Here is an 18,173-nt window from a genome sequence, read left to right as displayed (position 1 = left end):
TCCCTTTTCCAGGCGTGCGGGGCAAAGCCCCGCCCTACGCCCGGTTCCTCCCTGTGTCAGGGCCCGCCCAAGCAGGCCCCTATGACTTGTCCTTGTCGTCCCGGCCGGTCTGATCGGCGCCCCAAAAGGCTGCCATGGCCTTGAACGATCCTGTCGTGACGGCCATGGAGGCCGTGAACATGGCACTCGCCGCCGCGAGTTGCGCCTCCAGAAGACCACGCGCAACCGTCTCCGCGTCGTAGCCTTCCGTCAGGCCATCGGCCCCGCGGGCCAAGTCGGCCACATCCCGCTCCCGCGATGTCTCGGCCTGCGCGTCGTCAAACTCTCCATCCAATCTCGGTTGCTTAGACATCGAGACCCTCGTCCACTTCGTACCGCGCCCGGCTACCGCTCTTCGGCGCGTAGCCGATCTCCTCGGTGTGCTTGACCAGCCAGAACCAGGCCCAAAGCCCAAGCCCCGCGCCAACCACCGCCAGCACCATCGCGGTCACCATGCGCCCGGATGCATCCGGATCAGTCGTCAGCGCCAAATATCCAAAGCACCAGAAACCCGACCATGCGATAACGTTCAGAATTGCGATTAGCTTGGACATGGTTTGGCTCCCTTCACGACTTTCGACGCTTTCCTTCAGTTACTTCGTTCTGCACTGTCGCCAAATGCGATCTTCTTTCCAACCTTCTGTCGGGGAGATCCTGGGGCCTTGACCCGTTTCGATCTCCCCGGCGGCGCGCCCCGCGCCGCCCTAGACCCTTTCGATGATGCGCTCCCCGAACAGACCCTGCGGGCGGAAGAGCAGCACGATCAGCGCCAGCACAAAGGCAAACCAGGTCTCGGTGTTGCCCCCCAGAAGCGGCTGACCCCAGTAAATCTCAAAAAGCTTCTCAGACAGGCCAATCAGAAGCCCGCCTATGATCGCCCCGGTGATACTCTCAAGACCGCCCAGCATCAGAACCGGCAGAGCCTTGTAGGCGATCACTTCGAGCGCAAAGCTGACCCCGGCCCGTGCGCCCCAGGCGATGCCTGTGACCAGAGCGATAATCCCTGCGATGAACCAGACCAGAACCCAGACCGTCTGCAGCGAGATCCCCACGGACAGAGCCGCCTGATGATCGTCACCCAAAGCCCGGATCGCCCGGCCCATACGCGTCTTGTTCAGGAAAGCCAGCAGCGCAATCACCAGAAGCGCCGCGACCGCAACTGCCGTGATGTCCTTTTCCTCCAGGATCAGCAGACCACCCCAAGGCTCCAGCAGGACGCTGTCCGTCGGAATGCCCAGCTCTTCGGTGATCATCACCTTGTTTTCACCGCCGAAGATGATCTCGCCAAAACCAATCAGGAAAAGCGTGATCCCAATGGTCGCCATGAACAGAATGATGTCCGGTTGCCCGACCAGCGGCCGCAACACGATCCGCTCAATGCTCACCGCAAGCCCGAACATGACCCCCAGCGTGAGGATCACGGAAATCCACGCGGGCACGCCAAAGGCATGCAGCCCCACAAGCGTCAACGCGGCAAACACCACCATGATGCCTTGCGCAAAGTTGAAAATCCGGGACGAGCGGAAGATCAGGACAAACCCCAGCGCGATGAGCGCGTAAAGAATGCCGGATACGAGCCCTTCCCAGAGCACCTGCAAGAGGAAGTCCGGCGCGTCGATCATATCCGCGAAGGGTGTGATGAAGATGTCTTTCAGCATGTCCGCTCTCCCGTCCGCGTCTCTCGCGCGTTTCTTTGTGCGTCAAATATCCCGGGGCGCGCGCCGCAGGCGGCGGGGCAGCGCCCCAATCTTGCAACCCGTCTCAATGCGCCACCCCCAGATAGGCATCAATCACGTCCTGATTGCTGCGCACCTCTTCTGGCGGACCGTCCCCGATCTTTTTGCCGTAGTCCATGACCACCACACGATCAGACAAGTCCATGACCACGCCCATGTCGTGCTCGATCAGGCAAATCGTGGTTCCAAATTCGTCATTCACATCAAGGATAAAGCGGGACATGTCCTCTTTTTCCTCGACGTTCATGCCCGCCATCGGCTCATCGAGCAGCAGGATCGACGGCTCTGCCGCCAGCGCCCGCGCCAACTCAACCCGCTTCTTCAAACCATAAGGCAGGCGGCCAACCGGCGTTTTGCGGATGTTCTGGATCTCAAGGAAGTCGATGACCTCCTCCACCTTTTCGCGGTTCTCGATCTCCTCGTTGCGCGCCTTGCCATACCAAAGCGCCTGCGCCCCGATCCCGGCATGCATATGCGTCAGCCGTCCGGTCATGACGTTGTCGAGTACTGTCATCCCTTCAAAAAGAGCGATGTTCTGGAACGTCCGCGCCACGCCCATCCGCGCGACCTCAAAGGGTTTCATCGCCGGACGTTTCGCGCCTTTGTACCACAGCTCACCAATCGTCGGGGTGTAGAAGCCGCTGATGATGTTGAGCATGGAGGACTTGCCCGCGCCGTTCGGCCCGATGATCGCCCGGATTTCTCCCTCGTGGATATCAAAGGAGATATCGGAAATCGCCGTCACCCCGCCGAACTTCAGCGTGATGTTCTTCAACTCCATCAGGGTGCCGCCAATCTGGCGCCCATCGGCTGTGACGTATCCTTCAGTGTCTTTCATTCACTGCTTTCCTTCGACAAAACTGTTCCGCAGTCCTGGCCCGGACGTTCTTTGAATTCAGCGACGGCCAATGCCTTGTCCAGATCGACCATGAACAGCACATTCACTTGGCATCCGCGTGCATTTGGCTCTGCCTTGCTCAATGCAACGACGCGACCAAGATCGACCTTTCGGCGCGTTTTCCCGTCGACAAACGCTCCATTTGCCTTTTCAGTTGCAAGTCTCTCTCCGAAAGTCTCGCCAATTTCGGACAGGGCGTCTGACGAAAACTTCGCTTGAGACACGACCTTGCAGCTTCGGATCGGAACTGTTGCCCCGGTTTCCCGAGAGACTTGTTCAATTGCCACGCGTCCCGCGTGCCAAAACTCTTGCGCTGGCCACGCACTGTCTGCATCCGCATTGTTGAACAGAGGGGTGAAGCCCTCCACGTTCAGACGCTCACCGTTGACCATTGCCTCCATGCACCGGTCTGCAGCAGTCAACCAGATGCCAGTGTCCGCCGAAGCCGCCACCACAGGCCCCGCGGCGGAAAGCCCGACGCAGAGCCCAAGGGCCGCGCCCACGGGATGGTGGGTGGGGCGATGTTGCCCCCGGCAACCAGCGACAGCCATCATTCCGCCGCCACTTTGGCCGCCACGGGCACAACCTTCGCATCGCGCAGGCTCAGCGTCGCCTTGATCGCGCCTTTGCGCCCGTCTTCGTAGGTCACTTCCGTTTCGGTGTAGACGCTGTCCGATCCATCGTACAAAGCCGCCAGAAGATCATCGAACTTCTCGCCGATAACCTTGCGCTTCACCTTGCGCGTCCGGGTCATTTCCCCGTCATCCGCATCCAGTTCCTTGTGCAGGACGAGGAACCGGTGAATCTGACAGCCCGACAGCATGACATCCTCAGCCACGGAGGTGTTCACCTCTTCGATGTGGCCTTGAATGGTCTCAAGCACCTGCGGATGCTGCGCCAGTTCCTGGTAGGACGCATAGGCAATGTTGTTCCGCTCTGCCCAGTTGCCCACCGCTGTCAGGTCGATGTTGATAAAGGCCACACAGCGATCCTGGCCCGCGCCAAACACCACGGCTTCCAGAATATTGGGGAAGAACTTCAGCTTGTTCTCCACGTACTTCGGCGCAAACATCGCGCCCGAAGCCATCTGACCCACATCTTTGGCCCGGTCGATGATCCGAAGATGCCCGGAGGTTTCCTCGAAGAAGCCCGCATCCCCGGTTGCGACCCAGCCTTCCGGATCCTTGGTGTCTGCGGTGCTTTCCGGGTTCTTGTAGTACTCCACGAAGGTCCCCGGCGAGCGGTAGAACACCTCGCCATTGTCGGCGATGCGAATCTCCACGCCCGGTGCAGGCACGCCCACAGTGTCCGACCGCACTTCGCCATCGGGCTGCACGGTAATGAACACCGAGGCCTCCGTCTGGCCGTAGAGTTGCTTCAGGTTGATCCCCAAGGAGCGATAGAAATCAAAGATTTCCGGCCCGATCGCTTCCCCGGCGGTGTAGCCAACGCGGACTTTTGAAAAACCCATGGCATTCTTCAAAGGCCCATAGACCATGAACTCACCAAGGCTGTATTTCAGCCGGTCCATCATGCCCACGGGTTTGCCGTCTAGGATCGCAGGACCCACTTTGCGGGCGTGCTCCATGAAATGCTTGAAAATCTTCTGCTTGGTCGGCCCGGCGTCTTCCATCCGGATCATGATCTGCGTCAGCTGCGTCTCGAAGATCCGCGGCGGCGCAAAATAGTAACTCGGCGCGATTTCCCGCAGATCGGTCAGCAGCGTATCGGCGCTTTCGGGGCAGTTGACACAGAACCCTTTCCACATCGCCTGGCCAATCGAAAAGATGAAATCCCCGACCCATGCCATCGGCAGATAGGCCAGAACCTCATCACTGCGGCGCAGATCGTCGAACTCGGCAGAGGACTTGGCGGCTTCGATGATATTGCGGTTCGAGAGCACAACGCCCTTGGGTTTGCCGGTGGTACCGGAGGTGTAGAGCATCACGCATGTGTCGTCATAGCCCAGCGCCCCGCGCCGCTTCTCCAGCTCCTTGATGTATTCGTCGTAGGCTGCACGCCCCTGCGCCTGCACATGGCTGAAGTCATGCAATGTCGTGTGATCATACTTCCGCATGCCGCGCGGATCGACATAGATCATATGCTCGAACTGGTGCAGGTCGTCCTGAATCTCGATGACCTTGTCGACCTGCTCCTGATCCGCCGCGATGACAAACCGGGCACCGCAGTGGCCCAGCACGTATTCCATCTCTTCGGCGACCGCATCCTGATAGAGCGGCACCGGCACGGCGCCGCACATCTCGGCGGCGACCATCGACCAATAGAGCGACGGGCGATTGCGCCCGATAATGGCGATGTGATCGCCCGGGTTCACGCCAAGGTTCAACAGACCAAGCGCAAGCGCCTCGATCTCCTCGGCGGTTTCCTTCCACGTCCAGCTTTGCCAGATGCCGAATTCTTTTTCGCGGTAAGCCGGGGAATCCCCGAACTCCCGCACGTTGCGCGCCAACAAGGCAGGGACCGAGCGCAGTCCCTCTGCGCCCTTCACCATCTCAACCAAAGCTTTTCCTCCCGTCATGCCGACATAGCGGCACCCAGACTGGACCTCTCCTCAAAGGCCCGATCGCTTCGCGCGATTCTGGTGACCATCTTGGTCGCCTCTCAGGCTGGCGGTCAACTTTTTCCTGAACTTTTCCAAAATCTAACCAATTGTAACAACGCGCTTTCGGGATCGTCGGGGCGGGCGGGGCGGCTTTCGAAGAAACAGCTCCGCCGCCACGGCCTCTTCCCAAGCCTCGCGCCCCGACATAGGGTCCGCCCCATGAGCACCACCGCCCTGACCCAAGCCGGTCTGAACCTCATTCAGCAGGCCCTGACCATCTACAACAGCGATCTGCGTCTCGAAGTGTGCAATGCACGCTTTGCTGAAATGTTTGATCTGCCCCCCGAACACACGACCCCCGGCGCACGCTTCGAAGACACGATCCGCCATCTCGTGCTGCGCGGCGAATATGGCCCCGTGGATGATCCCGGAGATTTCATCCAGACCCGCGTTGACGTCGCCCGCGCCTTTCAGCCGCATTACATGGAACGCACCCGCGCCAATGGGCGCACCATTTCGGTCGAAGGCGCGCCGCTGCCGCAGGGTGGCTGGGTCACGGTCTACACGGACATCACAGACACCAAGGCTCAGGAACAACTGCTGCGCAGCCATTCCGAAACCCTGTCCGAAGAGGTGCTCAAACGCTCCGAGGAACTGGCCAAGACCAACCGCGAGCTTGCGGCAACCAACAAGGCCCTGAAACAGGCTCGGCGCGAGTTGCAGGAGAGCGAGGCCCACACCCGGACAACCACGGAAATGGTTCCAGCCCATATCGCCCGCGTCGATGCGACGGGGCATTATACGTTTTCCAACAAACGCCTAGCGACGGTCATGCCCGGTCAACCCTCTGACATTCTGGGCCAGCACATCTCCGAAGCCCTTGGCCCTCAGGCCTATGGCCGCGTGCAGCCCCACCTCGAAGCCGCCATGGACGGGCAGCCCAGCACGTTCGAATTCACCCATGAAGCCAGTTCGCGGCGCATTCGCGTGGCCTTCACCCCTGATCCGCTGGAGCCCGGCGTCTATATCCTCAGTCAGGACATCACCGAGGAAACCCAAACCCGCGCCGCCCTGCAGCAGACCCGCCGCCGGGAACTGGCGGCCCAGTTGATCAGCGGTATGGCGCATGATTTCTCCAATCTTCTGACCATTATCCTGGGGATGCAGTCCAAACTGGCGCGTCAAGTAACGGACGAGTCCGCCCAGCCGCTCATCACCGCCACCCTCTCCGCTGCGCGGCGCGGTGGTGACATGCTTGGACGGATCGCCGACATCACAAGCAAACGCGGCTGGCAGCCCGGCGTGCTGGACGTTGACGCGTTTCTGTCCGACCTGCGGGTTCTCGCCACACCAACGCTGCCCGAAGGCATTTCCCTGACCACCGAAAACACAACAACCGGCGCCTTCATGGTGGATGAAGGCCTTTTGCAGGATGCCTTGCTGAACCTGATCCTGAACGCACGGGACGCCTGCGGCGAAACCGGGGCGATCGATCTGCAGGTCCGCGCGATACAGGACACATGGCTGGAATGGACAGTCACCGATTCAGGCCCCGGTTTTTCGGAAACCGCACTGGAACACGGGCTCGATCCGTTTTTCACAACCAAGGGCGGCGAAGGGTCCGGCCTTGGCCTTGCCATGGTCTATGACATGACCAAGCTCGCCGGCGGCTCCGCCCGCCTGTCCAACGTCCGGAACGGCGCGCGCGTGACCCTGCGCCTGCCTCTGCGGCCAGCGGAACCTGTGGCGAAACCGCAGGCTGGTGATGCACTGGCCCTGCTGGTCGAAGACAGCGACGATCTGCGGGCCTCGGTGCGCGACATGCTGACCGCGCTCGGCTATGCCGTGGTCGAAGCCGCTTCCGTCGCCGAAGCCATCGCGCTCGCCGAAGGCCTGCCCAATCTGGCGTTGATCCTGTCGGACATCTCGCTTGAAGGGGATGAGACGGGCCTCGCCCTGATTGACCGCCTGCCCGGCACGCCGCTGCGCCTGATGACGTCGCTGCCCTCGGATCATCCGCATCACATTGAGGCCCGCGCGCATGTGCCGGTCTTGCGAAAGCCATTTTCCGCGGAAGGTTTGACCGCCTTTCTTGGCGAGGTTATGCCACAGCCATGAGCGCACTAGTCACCATCCTCGACGACGAACCGGCCATCCGCGAGATGCTCTCGGAAGCCCTGACCGATGCGGGCTACCGCACGATGACCTTTGGCCGCGCCACGGAATTCGAGGCCGCTCTGCGCCGCACGACGCCGGACATCTGTCTTGTCGATCTGGGCCTGCCGGACCGGGACGGCCTCAGCCTCGTGCACCGTCTCGCGCTGGAGCAGGGCGCATGCGTGATCATCATATCCGGCCGCGCGCAGGTGCAGGACCGGATCACCGGGCTGGAACTTGGCGCGGATGACTACATCATCAAACCTTTCGACCCGTCCGAAGTCGTCGCCCGCGTTCGCGCCCGGCTGCGCGGGCCCAAACGGACCGAGACCGGGACGGTGGCCCGTTTCAACGGCTGGACCGCACATTTTGATCGCTTTGCCCTGGAAGATGCCGAAGGGACCGAAACCCCGTTCAGCCAGGCCGAAGGCGAAGTGCTGCGCCTGTTCCTGGAAAGCCCGAAGCGCTTGATCAGCCGCGCGCATATGCAGGAAACGCTGGGCGGCGCGGCGGGTGAAAGCTTTGACCGGGCCATGGATGTCCGCATTTCCCGCCTGCGCACCAAACTCCGGGAAGACCCCAAAAACCCGCGTTTGATCAAGACGATCTATGGTGCGGGTTATATTTTTCTCGGCGACGTGCACTGGGACTGATCCGCACCGCCACGCCCCCTCTGGACGCCGCCGCACGCCGGGCATAGGCTCCGGCCAAACGACGATGGGAGAGACGGCGATGGCCACCGGCAGCAATATCCGAACCTGGTTCAACGGCCAGTGGCACGAAGGCGATGCAATGATCATTCGCGCCGCTGATCACGGCGCATGGCTCGGTTCCGGCGTGTTCGATGGCGCGCGTTACGTGAACGGCGTTTGCCCTGATCTCAAGGCCCACTGCGACCGGGTCAATCGCTCCGCTGCGGCCCTCATGTTGACCCCAACTGTTACCACCGAAGAAATGGTTCAGATCGTCTGGGAAGGGCTCAAGGCTTATCCCAAGGACGCCGCCGTCTATGTGCGCCCGATGTACTGGGGCATCAACGGCGACATCACCGCGATTGTGCCGCAGCCCGAGGTGACCGGCTTTGCCATTTGTCTTGAGGAAATCCCCTTCGCGCCGGACACCGCGTCGGTCAAACTCGGCATGACCCGTTTCCGCCGCCCGGTTCTGGAAAGCTCCGTGGTGAACGCAAAGGCAGGCTGTCTTTACCCGAACAACGCCCGCATGCTGAGCGAGGTTCGCTCCCGCGGGTTCGGCAATGCCCTGGTCGCCGATGCCATGGGCAACGTCGCCGAAAGCGCCACGGCCAATGTCTTCATGGTCAAGGACGGCGCGATTTTCACGCCGATCGCCAATGGCACCTTCCTCGCGGGGATCACCCGGGCTCGGCACATGACCAACATGCGCGCGGATGGCATGGAGGTGCACGAGACCGTGCTGAGCTTCGACGACTTCCACGGCGCGGACGAGGTTTTCCTGTCCGGCAACATGAGCAAGGTCACCGCCGTGACGGGTTTCGAAGACACCGCCTATCAATCCGGTCCTGTCACGCGCCGCGTGCGGGAAATGTATTGGGATTGGGCGCTTAGCGAAGCCTGACGGGACGGCGGGTGGGGCGCCTTTGCGGTCACGCAAACAGCGCCCGGCCGCCGCTCGGCTCGCTTCGGCGCTGGACAGAGGCAACCCCGTCTGCCACGGTCCACCGTCAGGAGAGACCACAATGCGCAAGTTCCTCGTCGTGCTCGACGACAGCCGAGAATGCCTGAACGCCATGCAATTTGCCGCCATGCGTGCCGCAAACACTGGCGGCGGTGTCGAGATCCTGTCCGTCATTCCGCCGGACGAGTTCAACCACTGGATCGGCGTCGGCGATATCATGCGCGAAGAGGCCCGCGAGCGCATCGAGGCGCATTTCGAGGTCTTCGCAAAGTGGATGCGCGACAAGCAGGGCATCGATCCCGAACTGGTTATTCGAGAGGGTGATCCAGTCAGTGAGATTCTTGATCAGGTCAACGACGATCCCGAAATCGGCGTGCTGGTCCTTGGCGCAGCGGCGGACAAGAAAGGCCCCGGGCCTTTGGTCACGCAGTTGACGAAGAACGCAGGCTCTTTGCCGATCCCGATCACGGTTGTTCCCGGGGACATGAGCCGCGAGCGTCTCAAGTCTGTGACCTAAGCATATCCGGCCGCCTGCCAAGCCTCCTTAGCCCATGAAAAATTGACCGAATCGCCCGCACGGCTTACCGTAGGGGAAGCTTTTTCATCACGCGTCTCTCGCATTCGGAGGTCTTTTCATGACTCGTTTGGCCATTCTTTCCGCCGCCTTTGCCGCATTGGCCCTGCCCGCAACTGCCGCAACCTATAACGAAGCGGCAACTTTCGCCGACAATGCCGCCGCCGAGGCGCTCTGGCTCGGAACCGCAGGCATCGCCAGCCCGGAGTACCTGCTGAATTTCGAAACAGGATACACCGACGGTCAAACCGTTTCGGGCGCCATCGGCTATGGCGGCCTTAGCATTGCAGGCATCGGTCAAGGCGGTGGGGACCCCACCATTGAAAGCGGGACTGGCAACATTGGCGGCTCCAACCCCATTGGCAGCTATGCGCTGGAACTGGCAGATGATGGCTCTTACGGCGGCATGACGGTTCTTTCGCTGACCTTCGAAAGCGCCTTGGCCTACCTGTCCTTTTACATGATCGATGCGAGCACCCATACGGTGAATTACGGTGCGGGTTCCGTGAACACAGGTGCCACCGGGTCCAGTGGCGAAACCGCAGAGTTCCGGGGCTTCGTGTTTGCGCCGTCGGAAACCGTGACCACAATCGACGTGCTCTACGACAGCAGCGGCGCGTCGGGCTGGGCCATCGACAATATCGCCTGGGGCTACAAAGCCGCCGTTGTGCCGCTCCCGGCGACCCTGCCGCTTCTCCTGCTGGGCCTCGGCGGCACCTTTCTGATGCGGCGCAGACAAATTTAGAACAGTTCCAAATCTTGACGGTGGCCTCGGAGGAGCGCATATAGGAGGGAAGCGACAGAAGGTACGTCCCAGATGTTCATCCAGACCGAATCCACTCCGAACCCCGCCACCCTCAAGTTCCTGCCCGGCCAGACCGTGCTGGAAATGGGTACCGCTGATTTCCCGTCATCGGAAAGCGCATCTGCGTCGCCGCTGGCGCAGCGGCTGTTTGCCGTCGATGGCGTGACCGGCGTGTTCTTTGGCACCGATTTCATCACCGTGACAAAAGCGGAGACGATTGACTGGGATCACCTCAAACCGTCCATCCTTGGTGCGGTCATGGAGCACTTCCAGTCCGGTCAGCCCGTCATGGGCGACGGAGCGGTGCAGGCTGGCGGTCATGCGGAGCATGATGGCGAGGACGGAGAAGTTGTCGGTCAGATCAAGGAATTGCTCGACAGCCGCGTGCGCCCGGCCGTGGCTCAGGACGGCGGCGACATCACCTTTCACGGTTTCGATCGGGGTGTTGTGTACCTGCACATGCAGGGTGCCTGCGCGGGTTGCCCGTCTTCGACGCTGACATTGAAAATGGGCATCGAAAACCTTCTGCGGCACTACATTCCCGAAGTGACCGAGGTTCGGCCTGTTGTCGTCTGATCCTCTGATCCTTGGCTTTGACACATCGGCGGCGCATTGCGCCGCCGCTTTGTTGTGTGGCGGCAAAGTTCTGTCTTCCCGAACCGAAGAGATGGCCAAGGGGCAGGCCGAGCGGCTCATGCCTTTGCTCCAATCGATGCTCGACGAGCATGGCATGGTTTGGGCGGAACTCGACGCCATCGCAGTCGGAACTGGTCCTGGCAATTTCACCGGAATACGCATTGCAGTCAGCGCGGCTCGCGGACTGAGCCTCGCACTTGGCATTCCGGCAATCGGCGTTTCGGGCTTCGAAGCGATGCACTCGGGCCGCGATATTGTAGAAGCTGAGGACTGTCTTGTGAGTCTTCCCGGACAGCGCCGCGGCGTGGACGTCGTGGTCCAAGTTTTTGAAAAAGGACTCGGCATCGGTCAGCCTGTTGAGTTGGCGCTCTACGAAGACACAGTTGGGGCGTCGGCCGAAAACAACGCGCGACTGGGCAGCATTCCGTCAGGTCTGCCGATCGTCGGAGCACGCGCGGAAACTCTCGACGCTATCCTGAACGAAGCGCATGGTTTTATGCTGGGCTACGACTGTCTCTCAATGGACAACTTAGGTGGAATCGCAGAGGTCATAGGCCGAGTTGCGCTATCCCGGCTGTCCAACACGGCGGATTTCCCCCGCCCAGCCCCGCTCTACATTCGGCCTGCCGACGCTGCCCCTTCGCGGGATACACCACCGGTGATCCTCGACGCGCCCCGCGAGCAGGCGCAGTGACGCCCGAGCAGGCTGCGGACATTTCCGCACGGGCTTACAAACATATGACACCGTGGCGCACCGATCAGATCGAAGCCTCTCTGGAGCAGCCATTCGCATTGCTTAGTGCAAGCGATCATGCGTTTGTCCTGGGGCAAGTCATTGCCGGGGAAGCGGAAATTCTCGCACTCGCCGCCGATCCGGAACACCAGCGCACTGGCGCAGCCAGCGCCGCTCTTGCCCAGTTTTTGAGCGACATCGCAGCGCGCGAGGCGCGCACGGTTTTCCTGGAGGTCTCCGAGGAAAACACCCCGGCGCTCGCTTTTTACAAGGCTAAACGCTTTGCACAGGTCGGCAGACGGCCGGGATACTACCATCCCGCCCCGGGAAAAGCCGTCGATGCTTTGATCCTGAAACTGGATTTGCCCTGACGTAACCGGGATTTAGCAACGCCCCGCTGCGACAAAGTGCCAAGAATCGGTTGACCATCCGGCAGCCACGCGCCCTAATTGTGAGCATTCCTCGAGGTGGCTCCAAAGATGGGCTGCCCGTTAAACCGACTGGGAGAGTTCCATGACCTTTTTCGCAAAGACCCTCGGCACCGTCGCCGCCCTTGCGCTCAGCGCAGGCGCTGCGCTGGCCGATCCGGCGCTGATCTATGACCTTGGCGGCAAGTTCGACAAGTCCTTCAACGAAGCGGCTTTCAACGGTGCCGAGAAGTTCGTCGCTGACACCGGCGGCTCCTACCGCGACATCGAAATCCAGTCCGAAGCCCAACGTGAGCAGGCCCTGCGCCGCTTTGCCGAAAACGGCTTCAACCCGATTGTGACCACCGGCTTTGCCATCGCGAGCATCATGGGTGAGGTCGCCAAGGACTACCCGGACACCAAGTTCGTCAACGTTGACGGCTGGCTGCCGGAAGTGCCCGAAAACGTGCTGCTGATCAACTTCCAGGAACACCAAGGCTCTTACCTCGTCGGCATGATGGCTGCGATGGCGTCCGAGTCCGGCAAAGTGGGCTTCATCGGCGGCATGGACATTCCGCTGATCCGTCACTTCGGCTGCGGTTATGCGCAGGGCGCAAAGGCTGTGAACCCGGACATCGAGATCATCGCCAACATGACCGGCACCACGCCGACGGCATGGAACGACCCGGTCAAAGGCTCCGAGCTGGCCAATGCCCAGATCAGCCAAGGCGCTGACGTGATCTACGCGGCCGCAGGCGGGACCGGCGTTGGCGTTCTGCAAACCGCAGCGGACGAAGGCATCCTGTCCATCGGCGTGGACAGCAACCAGAACCACCTGCACCCGGGCAAGGTTCTGACCTCCATGCTCAAGCGCGTTGACGTGGCCGTGTACGAGGCCATGAAAGCGGGCGAAGGCCTTGAGACCGGAAAGTTCATGACCCTTGGTCTCGCCGAAGACGGTGTTGGCTATGCGCTGGACGACAACAACGCTCCGCTCGTGTCCGACGACATGAAAATGGCGGTCGATGCAGCACGCCAGCAGATCATTGATGGCGGTCTGAACGTCGTGGCCTACTACGACAACGACAGCTGCCCGGTCCTGGATTTCTGATCCGGCGACCCTGAAACGACCAAGGATCGCGCCCCCGACGGCGCGATCCACACTGATTTCTCTGGCACCTCATCCCTTTCCGTAACATGATGGCTGTCCAGACCACCTCGTCAGCCGAAATGATGAAAAGAGGGTGCCATGTCTCAATCACTGGAAACGTTCTTTTCCGCCTGGAGCGAAAGCGACGCGGACCAACGCGCGGACAAGATCAGCGCTTCGGTCGCCGCGAACGCCGTCTACAGCGACCCGCGCTGCCCGGAACCGATATCCGGCCGCGAGGCCCTGACCGAATACACCGGCGCTTTCAGCGCCAATGCGCCCGGCTGGACCGCCAGCGTTGTCAAATCCGACGAAACCGCAGGCCTGATCCGGGCGACGATCGCCTTTGGCGGCACCGGCCCTGATGGCAGCGAGATGCAGCAGTTGGGTCAATACTTCGTTGAATGCGATGCAGACGGTCTGCTCGCCAAGATTACCGGATTCGTCGGCACAGGAGCCCCCGAGTGACTACTCCCCCCAAGGACGGCAACGCCCCGCTCGCGATCGAACTCAAAGGCATTTCCAAGGCCTTCGGTCCGGTTCAGGCGAACAAGAATATCTCGATCCAGGTCGCGCGCGGCTCGATCCATGGCATCATCGGCGAGAACGGCGCGGGCAAGTCCACGCTGATGTCCATCCTCTACGGGTTTTACAAAGCGGACAGCGGCGAAATTCACATCGGCGGCAACAAAACCGAGATCCCGGACAGCCAGGCGGCGATTTCCGCTGGCATCGGCATGGTTTTTCAGCACTTCAAGCTGGTGCAGAACTTCACCGTTCTGGAAAACATCATTCTGGGCGCAGAGGACGGCCCGATGCTGCGTCCAAGCCTTGCCCGTGCGCGCAGCGTACTCAAAAAACTGTCTGATGAGTACGAGTTGAACGTCGATCCCGATGCGCTGGTCGAAGACCTCTCCGTCGGGCACCAGCAACGGGTGGAAATCCTCAAGGCGCTCTACCGCGAGGCCGACATTCTCATTCTGGACGAGCCTACCGGCGTTTTGACACCGGCAGAGGCCGACCACCTGTTCCGCATCCTCGAAGGGCTGCGCAAAGAAGGCAAAACCATCATCCTGATCACGCACAAGCTGCGCGAAATCATGGAGATCACCGACACGGTCAGCGTCATGCGGCGCGGCGAGATGACCGCAACGGTCAAGACGTCCGAGACCTCGCCAGAGGAACTGGCCGAGTTGATGGTGGGCCGCAAAGTGCTGTTGCGCGTCGACAAGAAACCGGCCCATCCCGGTGGCAACGTTCTGGAAATCGAGAACCTGCGTTACGTGGACAGCGCCGGGGTTGAGCGCCTCAAGGGTATTTCTCTGAACGTCCGTGCCGGCGAGATTGTCGGCATCGCGGGTGTATCGGGCAATGGCCAGTCCGAACTGCTCGAAGTGCTCGGCGGGTATGCCGATGCCAAGGGCACCATCCGGATGAACGGACAGGAAATCGACCTGACGGGCAAGCATTCCGATGGTCAGAGCCGCCGCGCGCGCGGCATCGCCCATGTGCCGGAAGACCGCCACCACGAAGGGCTGATCCTGCCCTACACCGCGTGGGAAAACACTGTTTTCGGCTATCACCGCGATCCGGAGATCCAGAAGGGTCTTCTGATGGACAATGCCAAGATCAAGGAAGAAGCCGCGGCCAAGATGGAGCGTTTTGACGTGCGCCCGCCCAACCCGAACCTTGCGGCGGCGAATTTCTCCGGCGGCAACCAGCAGAAAATCGTCCTCGCCCGCGAGATCGAGAAAAGCCCGGACCTTCTGCTTGTCGGTCAGCCCACGCGCGGCGTGGACATCGGCGCAATCGAGTTCATCCACCAGCAGATCGTCCGCCTCAGGGATGAGGGGAAGGCAATCCTGCTTGTCTCGGTGGAGCTCGATGAAATCATGTCCCTGTCGGACCGCATCGCCGTCATGTTCGACGGTCAGATCATGGGCGAACGCCTGCCCGAGGAAACCGATCAGACTGAACTGGGTTTGCTGATGGCGGGCGTCACCGACACAAACAAATCGGAACCGGAGAAAGCCGATGCCTGATCGCACCCTGCTTTTACGCGGTTCCAGAGCCCAATCCGCCCCCCGCAAAGCGCCGCACAAGCCTGAAGGACGCACGACATGAACAGAATGCCCGCCTGGGCCGACGCGGTTCTCGTCCCCCTGTTTTCGATCCTTCTGGCCGCGCTTATCTCGGCCCTTGTGATCCTTGCGATCGGAGAAGACCCGGTTGAGGCCTTCTCGCTGATGGTCGACGGCGCGCTGATGCGCTCATCCGGATGGGGTTATACGCTCTACTACGCGACCAATTTCATCTTCACTGGCCTTTGCGTCGCCGTCGCATTCCATGCGCGCATGTTCAACATCGGCGGTGAAGGGCAGGCGATGATCGGCGGGCTTGGGGTTGCCTTGGCCTGTCTTTACATCCCGTGGCCGCATTGGACGATTGCCCTGATCGGGGCGACCTTCTCCGCTGCGCTGTTTGGCGCGGCCTGGGCCTTTATCCCGGCCTACCTGCAGGCAAAACGCGGCAGCCACATCGTGATCACCACGATCATGTTCAACTTCATCGCCTCTGCGGTGTTGAACTACATGCTGGTGAACGTGCTGCGTCCGCCGCGCGCGATGGACCCGGCCACCGGCCCTTTCCCCGAGGCGACCCACCTGCCGACGTTCCAGGACATGTTCGCCACTGCCGACAATCCGCTGTTCCGGGGATCCCCGGCCAACGTGACCTTCTTCATTGCCGTGCTCGCCTGCATCGGCTTCTGGTTCCTGATCTGGCGCACACGGCTGGGGTACGAAATCCGCGCCTTTGGCCATTCCGAAACGGCCGCGAAATACGCCGGGATCTCGCCTGTGCGGATCATCGTTGTGGCCATGCTCATTTCGGGCGGTCTTGCCGGGCTGATGGCGCTCAACACCACAATGGGCGAGGCCGAACGGCTTGTGATGAACGCAACGGAAGGCGCCGGTTTCATCGGCATTGCCGTGGCGCTTATGGGCCGGTCGCACCCCTTGGGTGTGTTTTTGGCGGCCCTTCTGTTCGGCTTCCTTTATCAGGGCGGCGCAGAATTGGCGCTCTGGACCTCGATCCCGCGCGAGTTGATCACCGTCATCCAGGCGCTGGTCATCATGTTCACGGGCGCGCTCGACAATATGGTGCGCATGCCGCTTGAAAAGCTGTTCCTGCTGTTCGGGCGAGGAAAACGCACATGAGCCTGCTTGCCGGTATCCTGACCGCCTATACCATTTTGCTGGTCGGCACCTTGTCGCCGGGGCCTGCCGTGGCGCTGCTGCTCGGCATCGCAAGCAGCGAAGGGCGCCGCGCCGCCCTGACAACCTGCGCTGGCATTGCCTTGGGCAGCATGACCCTGAACCTTCTGACCCTAGCCGGGATCGGGCTCCTGCTCAGCCAGGTAGCCTGGGCCATGCAGGCCCTGAAGGCCTTTGGGACGGCCTATCTCCTGTGGCTCGCCTACGGCGCGTTTCGCAGAGCGATGCGCCCGCCAGCGGTGACCCGGGTCAAAACCGGAACCCGCGGCACCGTGGCCCGGCTGGTTCAGGGATACCTGCTGCAAGTCACCAACCCGAAAGCCGTGGGCTTCTGGCTGGCCATATCGGCGGTCGGTGCCGTCACAAACGCGTCCTTGCCGGTTATCGCGCTCTACGTGCTGTGCGGCGGCGTGATTTCGTTCTTCGGACATGCGGCCTGGGGCTTTGCCCTCTCCAGCCGCCCCTTCCAAAACGCTTACGCGGCCGCCCGTGGCAAGATTGAGGCCGCGCTTGGCCTCGTCTTCGGCTTCGCCGCTTTCAAACTCGCGACTTCAGAGGTTTAGCCCATGGATCTCGACACCCTCATCCAGATCGGCGGCAGCACCATCCGCCTGTCCACCCCTCTGCTTCTGGCCTGTCTTGCCGGGCTGTTCTCCGAGCGGTCCGGCGTCATCGACATCGGGCTTGAAGGCAAAATGCTCATCGCCGCCTTCTTCTCCGCCGCCTTTGCCTTCTCAACCGGCTCTGTCTGGATCGGGATGCTGGCGGGCATTGCCGCCTCCATGGCGCTGTCGGGCCTGCACGGCCTCGCTTCGATCACCTTCCGGGGCAATCAGCTGATCTCGGGCGTTGCGCTGAACTTCCTCGCGTCCGGTGTGACCGTTCTGATTGCTCAGGTCTGGTTCGGACAGGGCGGACGTACGCCTTCGCTGATGCAGGGCGGGCGGTTCGAGCCAATCACCCTGCCCTTCGCCGAAGCCCTGCGCGGTGTGCCTGTGCTGGGGCCGATCTACGCCGATATGATTTCCGGACATTCGTTCCTCGTCTACGTCGCGCTGCTGGCCGTGCCGCTGACATGGTGGACGCTCTACCGCACCCGCTTTGGCCTGCGCCTGCGCGCGGTGGGTGAAGCCCCCGAAGCGGTGGACACCGCGGGCGTCTCCGTCACCGGCTTGCGCTACAGCTCGCTGGTGATCACCGGTGTGCTGTGCGGCCTCGCGGGAGCCTATCTTGCAACAGGTCTGCAGGCCGGTTTCGTCCGGGAGATGAGCGCCGGACGCGGCTACATCGCACTGGCAGCCCTCATCTTCGCGAAATGGCGGCCATGGTATGCGCTCTTTGCCTGCCTGCTCTTCGGCTTCCTGCAAGCCCTTTCGCTGCGCCCGGATGTGGTGGAGAGCGTTGTCAGCACCACGATCCCGGTGCAGGTCATGGACGCGTTGCCCTACATCCTGACTGTGGTCATCCTCGCCGGGTTTGTCGGCAAGGCCATCCCGCCGCGCGCCGGGGGCGAGCCTTATGTAAAGGAACGCTAAGCTTTAGCG

The 18,173-nt window shown here is 61.5% G+C and carries 20 protein-coding genes; 14 read left to right on the top strand and 6 right to left on the bottom strand.

Features of this window, described 5'->3' with window-relative positions; all coding sequences use genetic code 11:
• Nucleotides 1-79: 79 nt before the first annotated feature.
• The 6 genes from E4662_RS17700 to E4662_RS17675 form a co-directional block, all read right to left on the bottom strand.
• On the bottom strand, nt 80-352 hold the full coding sequence (locus E4662_RS17700; RefSeq protein WP_136442943.1) for a hypothetical protein: 273 nt from the start codon (nt 350-352) through the stop codon (nt 80-82).
• Entirely contained in the window at nt 345-593 is a 249-nt protein-coding gene (locus E4662_RS17695) for a hypothetical protein (protein ID WP_136442942.1), read from the bottom strand. The genes E4662_RS17700 and E4662_RS17695 overlap by 8 nt, the downstream gene beginning before the upstream one ends.
• A gap of 150 nt (nt 594-743) precedes the next feature.
• On the bottom strand, nt 744-1,697 hold the full coding sequence (locus tag E4662_RS17690; protein WP_136442941.1) for a branched-chain amino acid ABC transporter permease: 954 nt from the start codon (nt 1,695-1,697) through the stop codon (nt 744-746).
• 103 nt (nt 1,698-1,800) lie between these two features.
• Entirely contained in the window at nt 1,801-2,613 is an 813-nt protein-coding gene (locus E4662_RS17685; RefSeq protein WP_136442940.1) for an ABC transporter ATP-binding protein, read from the bottom strand.
• Entirely contained in the window at nt 2,610-3,074 is a 465-nt protein-coding gene (locus E4662_RS17680) for a hypothetical protein (protein WP_136442939.1), read from the bottom strand. The genes E4662_RS17685 and E4662_RS17680 overlap by 4 nt, the downstream gene beginning before the upstream one ends.
• Nucleotides 3,075-3,223: 149 nt before the next feature.
• Nucleotides 3,224-5,185 carry an AMP-binding protein gene (locus E4662_RS17675; protein ID WP_136443158.1) on the bottom strand — a complete coding sequence of 654 codons (1,962 nt, stop codon included), beginning with the start codon at nt 5,183-5,185 and terminating at the stop codon, nt 3,224-3,226.
• Between the two features lie 270 nt (nt 5,186-5,455).
• On the opposite strand from E4662_RS17675, the gene E4662_RS17670 reads away from it, so the two are divergent.
• From E4662_RS17670 to E4662_RS17605, 14 genes are all read left to right on the top strand, one after another.
• On the top strand, nt 5,456-7,354 hold the full coding sequence (locus E4662_RS17670) for a hybrid sensor histidine kinase/response regulator (RefSeq protein ID WP_136442938.1): 1,899 nt from the start codon (nt 5,456-5,458) through the stop codon (nt 7,352-7,354).
• The gene (locus tag E4662_RS17665) at nt 7,351-8,046 is read left to right on the top strand and encodes a response regulator transcription factor (RefSeq protein ID WP_136442937.1); all 696 of its coding nucleotides are present in this window, start codon (nt 7,351-7,353) and stop codon (nt 8,044-8,046) included. The genes E4662_RS17670 and E4662_RS17665 overlap by 4 nt, the downstream gene beginning before the upstream one ends.
• Nucleotides 8,047-8,125: 79 nt before the next feature.
• Nucleotides 8,126-8,989, top strand: a complete 864-nt coding sequence (locus E4662_RS17660; RefSeq protein WP_136443157.1) for a branched-chain amino acid aminotransferase — start codon at nt 8,126-8,128, stop codon at nt 8,987-8,989.
• Between the two features lie 121 nt (nt 8,990-9,110).
• Nucleotides 9,111-9,566 (top strand): universal stress protein, encoded by a 456-nt coding sequence (locus E4662_RS17655; protein ID WP_136442936.1) that lies wholly within the window; start codon nt 9,111-9,113, stop codon nt 9,564-9,566.
• A 118-nt stretch (nt 9,567-9,684) separates the two neighbouring features.
• The gene (locus E4662_RS17650) at nt 9,685-10,368 is read left to right on the top strand and encodes a PEP-CTERM sorting domain-containing protein (RefSeq protein WP_136442935.1); all 684 of its coding nucleotides are present in this window, start codon (nt 9,685-9,687) and stop codon (nt 10,366-10,368) included.
• A 72-nt stretch (nt 10,369-10,440) separates the two neighbouring features.
• Nucleotides 10,441-11,004, top strand: a complete 564-nt coding sequence (locus E4662_RS17645; RefSeq protein ID WP_136442934.1) for a NifU family protein — start codon at nt 10,441-10,443, stop codon at nt 11,002-11,004.
• Complete coding sequence (tsaB, locus tag E4662_RS17640; protein WP_136442933.1) at nt 10,994-11,758, top strand: tRNA (adenosine(37)-N6)-threonylcarbamoyltransferase complex dimerization subunit type 1 TsaB; 765 nt, start codon at nt 10,994-10,996, stop codon at nt 11,756-11,758. The genes E4662_RS17645 and tsaB overlap by 11 nt, the downstream gene beginning before the upstream one ends.
• Complete coding sequence (locus E4662_RS17635; protein WP_240705237.1) at nt 11,755-12,168, top strand: GNAT family N-acetyltransferase; 414 nt, start codon at nt 11,755-11,757, stop codon at nt 12,166-12,168. The genes tsaB and E4662_RS17635 overlap by 4 nt, the downstream gene beginning before the upstream one ends.
• 142 nt (nt 12,169-12,310) lie before the next feature.
• Nucleotides 12,311-13,315 (top strand): BMP family lipoprotein, encoded by a 1,005-nt coding sequence (locus tag E4662_RS17630; RefSeq protein WP_136442932.1) that lies wholly within the window; start codon nt 12,311-12,313, stop codon nt 13,313-13,315.
• Nucleotides 13,316-13,453: 138 nt separating this feature from the next.
• Nucleotides 13,454-13,822 carry a nuclear transport factor 2 family protein gene (locus tag E4662_RS17625; RefSeq protein ID WP_136442931.1) on the top strand — a complete coding sequence of 123 codons (369 nt, stop codon included), beginning with the start codon at nt 13,454-13,456 and terminating at the stop codon, nt 13,820-13,822.
• Complete coding sequence (locus E4662_RS17620; protein WP_240705236.1) at nt 13,819-15,396, top strand: ABC transporter ATP-binding protein; 1,578 nt, start codon at nt 13,819-13,821, stop codon at nt 15,394-15,396. Before E4662_RS17625 ends, E4662_RS17620 begins: the two co-directional genes overlap by 4 nt.
• Nucleotides 15,397-15,474: 78 nt before the next feature.
• The gene (locus tag E4662_RS17615; RefSeq protein ID WP_136442929.1) at nt 15,475-16,572 is read left to right on the top strand and encodes an ABC transporter permease; all 1,098 of its coding nucleotides are present in this window, start codon (nt 15,475-15,477) and stop codon (nt 16,570-16,572) included.
• Nucleotides 16,569-17,192, top strand: a complete 624-nt coding sequence (locus E4662_RS17610; RefSeq protein WP_136442928.1) for a LysE family translocator — start codon at nt 16,569-16,571, stop codon at nt 17,190-17,192. Before E4662_RS17615 ends, E4662_RS17610 begins: the two co-directional genes overlap by 4 nt.
• Nucleotides 17,193-17,195: 3 nt before the next feature.
• Nucleotides 17,196-18,164, top strand: a complete 969-nt coding sequence (locus E4662_RS17605; RefSeq protein WP_136442927.1) for an ABC transporter permease — start codon at nt 17,196-17,198, stop codon at nt 18,162-18,164.
• The last annotated feature ends 9 nt before the right edge of the window (nt 18,165-18,173 follow it).

It is taken from the genome of Pacificoceanicola onchidii (assembly GCF_004804335.1).
GTDB lineage: Bacteria > Pseudomonadota > Alphaproteobacteria > Rhodobacterales > Rhodobacteraceae > Pacificoceanicola > Pacificoceanicola onchidii.
Note: the sequence above shows the minus strand (reverse complement) of the source record. Positions and strands in the feature narration are given on the sequence as shown.

Coding starts and splice junctions, on each gene's coding strand:
- E4662_RS17700 (WP_136442943.1), bottom strand. CDS start 352: ATGTCTAAGCAACCGAGATTGGATGGAGAGTTTGACGACGCGCAGGCC.
- E4662_RS17695 (WP_136442942.1), bottom strand. CDS start 593: ATGTCCAAGCTAATCGCAATTCTGAACGTTATCGCATGGTCGGGTTTC.
- E4662_RS17690 (WP_136442941.1), bottom strand. CDS start 1,697: ATGCTGAAAGACATCTTCATCACACCCTTCGCGGATATGATCGACGCG.
- E4662_RS17685 (WP_136442940.1), bottom strand. CDS start 2,613: ATGAAAGACACTGAAGGATACGTCACAGCCGATGGGCGCCAGATTGGC.
- E4662_RS17680 (WP_136442939.1), bottom strand. CDS start 3,074: ATGGAGGCAATGGTCAACGGTGAGCGTCTGAACGTGGAGGGCTTCACC.
- E4662_RS17675 (WP_136443158.1), bottom strand. CDS start 5,185: ATGGTGAAGGGCGCAGAGGGACTGCGCTCGGTCCCTGCCTTGTTGGCG.
- E4662_RS17670 (WP_136442938.1), top strand. CDS start 5,456: ATGAGCACCACCGCCCTGACCCAAGCCGGTCTGAACCTCATTCAGCAG.
- E4662_RS17665 (WP_136442937.1), top strand. CDS start 7,351: ATGAGCGCACTAGTCACCATCCTCGACGACGAACCGGCCATCCGCGAG.
- E4662_RS17660 (WP_136443157.1), top strand. CDS start 8,126: ATGGCCACCGGCAGCAATATCCGAACCTGGTTCAACGGCCAGTGGCAC.
- E4662_RS17655 (WP_136442936.1), top strand. CDS start 9,111: ATGCGCAAGTTCCTCGTCGTGCTCGACGACAGCCGAGAATGCCTGAAC.
- E4662_RS17650 (WP_136442935.1), top strand. CDS start 9,685: ATGACTCGTTTGGCCATTCTTTCCGCCGCCTTTGCCGCATTGGCCCTG.
- E4662_RS17645 (WP_136442934.1), top strand. CDS start 10,441: ATGTTCATCCAGACCGAATCCACTCCGAACCCCGCCACCCTCAAGTTC.
- E4662_RS17630 (WP_136442932.1), top strand. CDS start 12,311: ATGACCTTTTTCGCAAAGACCCTCGGCACCGTCGCCGCCCTTGCGCTC.
- E4662_RS17625 (WP_136442931.1), top strand. CDS start 13,454: ATGTCTCAATCACTGGAAACGTTCTTTTCCGCCTGGAGCGAAAGCGAC.
- E4662_RS17615 (WP_136442929.1), top strand. CDS start 15,475: ATGAACAGAATGCCCGCCTGGGCCGACGCGGTTCTCGTCCCCCTGTTT.
- E4662_RS17610 (WP_136442928.1), top strand. CDS start 16,569: ATGAGCCTGCTTGCCGGTATCCTGACCGCCTATACCATTTTGCTGGTC.
- E4662_RS17605 (WP_136442927.1), top strand. CDS start 17,196: ATGGATCTCGACACCCTCATCCAGATCGGCGGCAGCACCATCCGCCTG.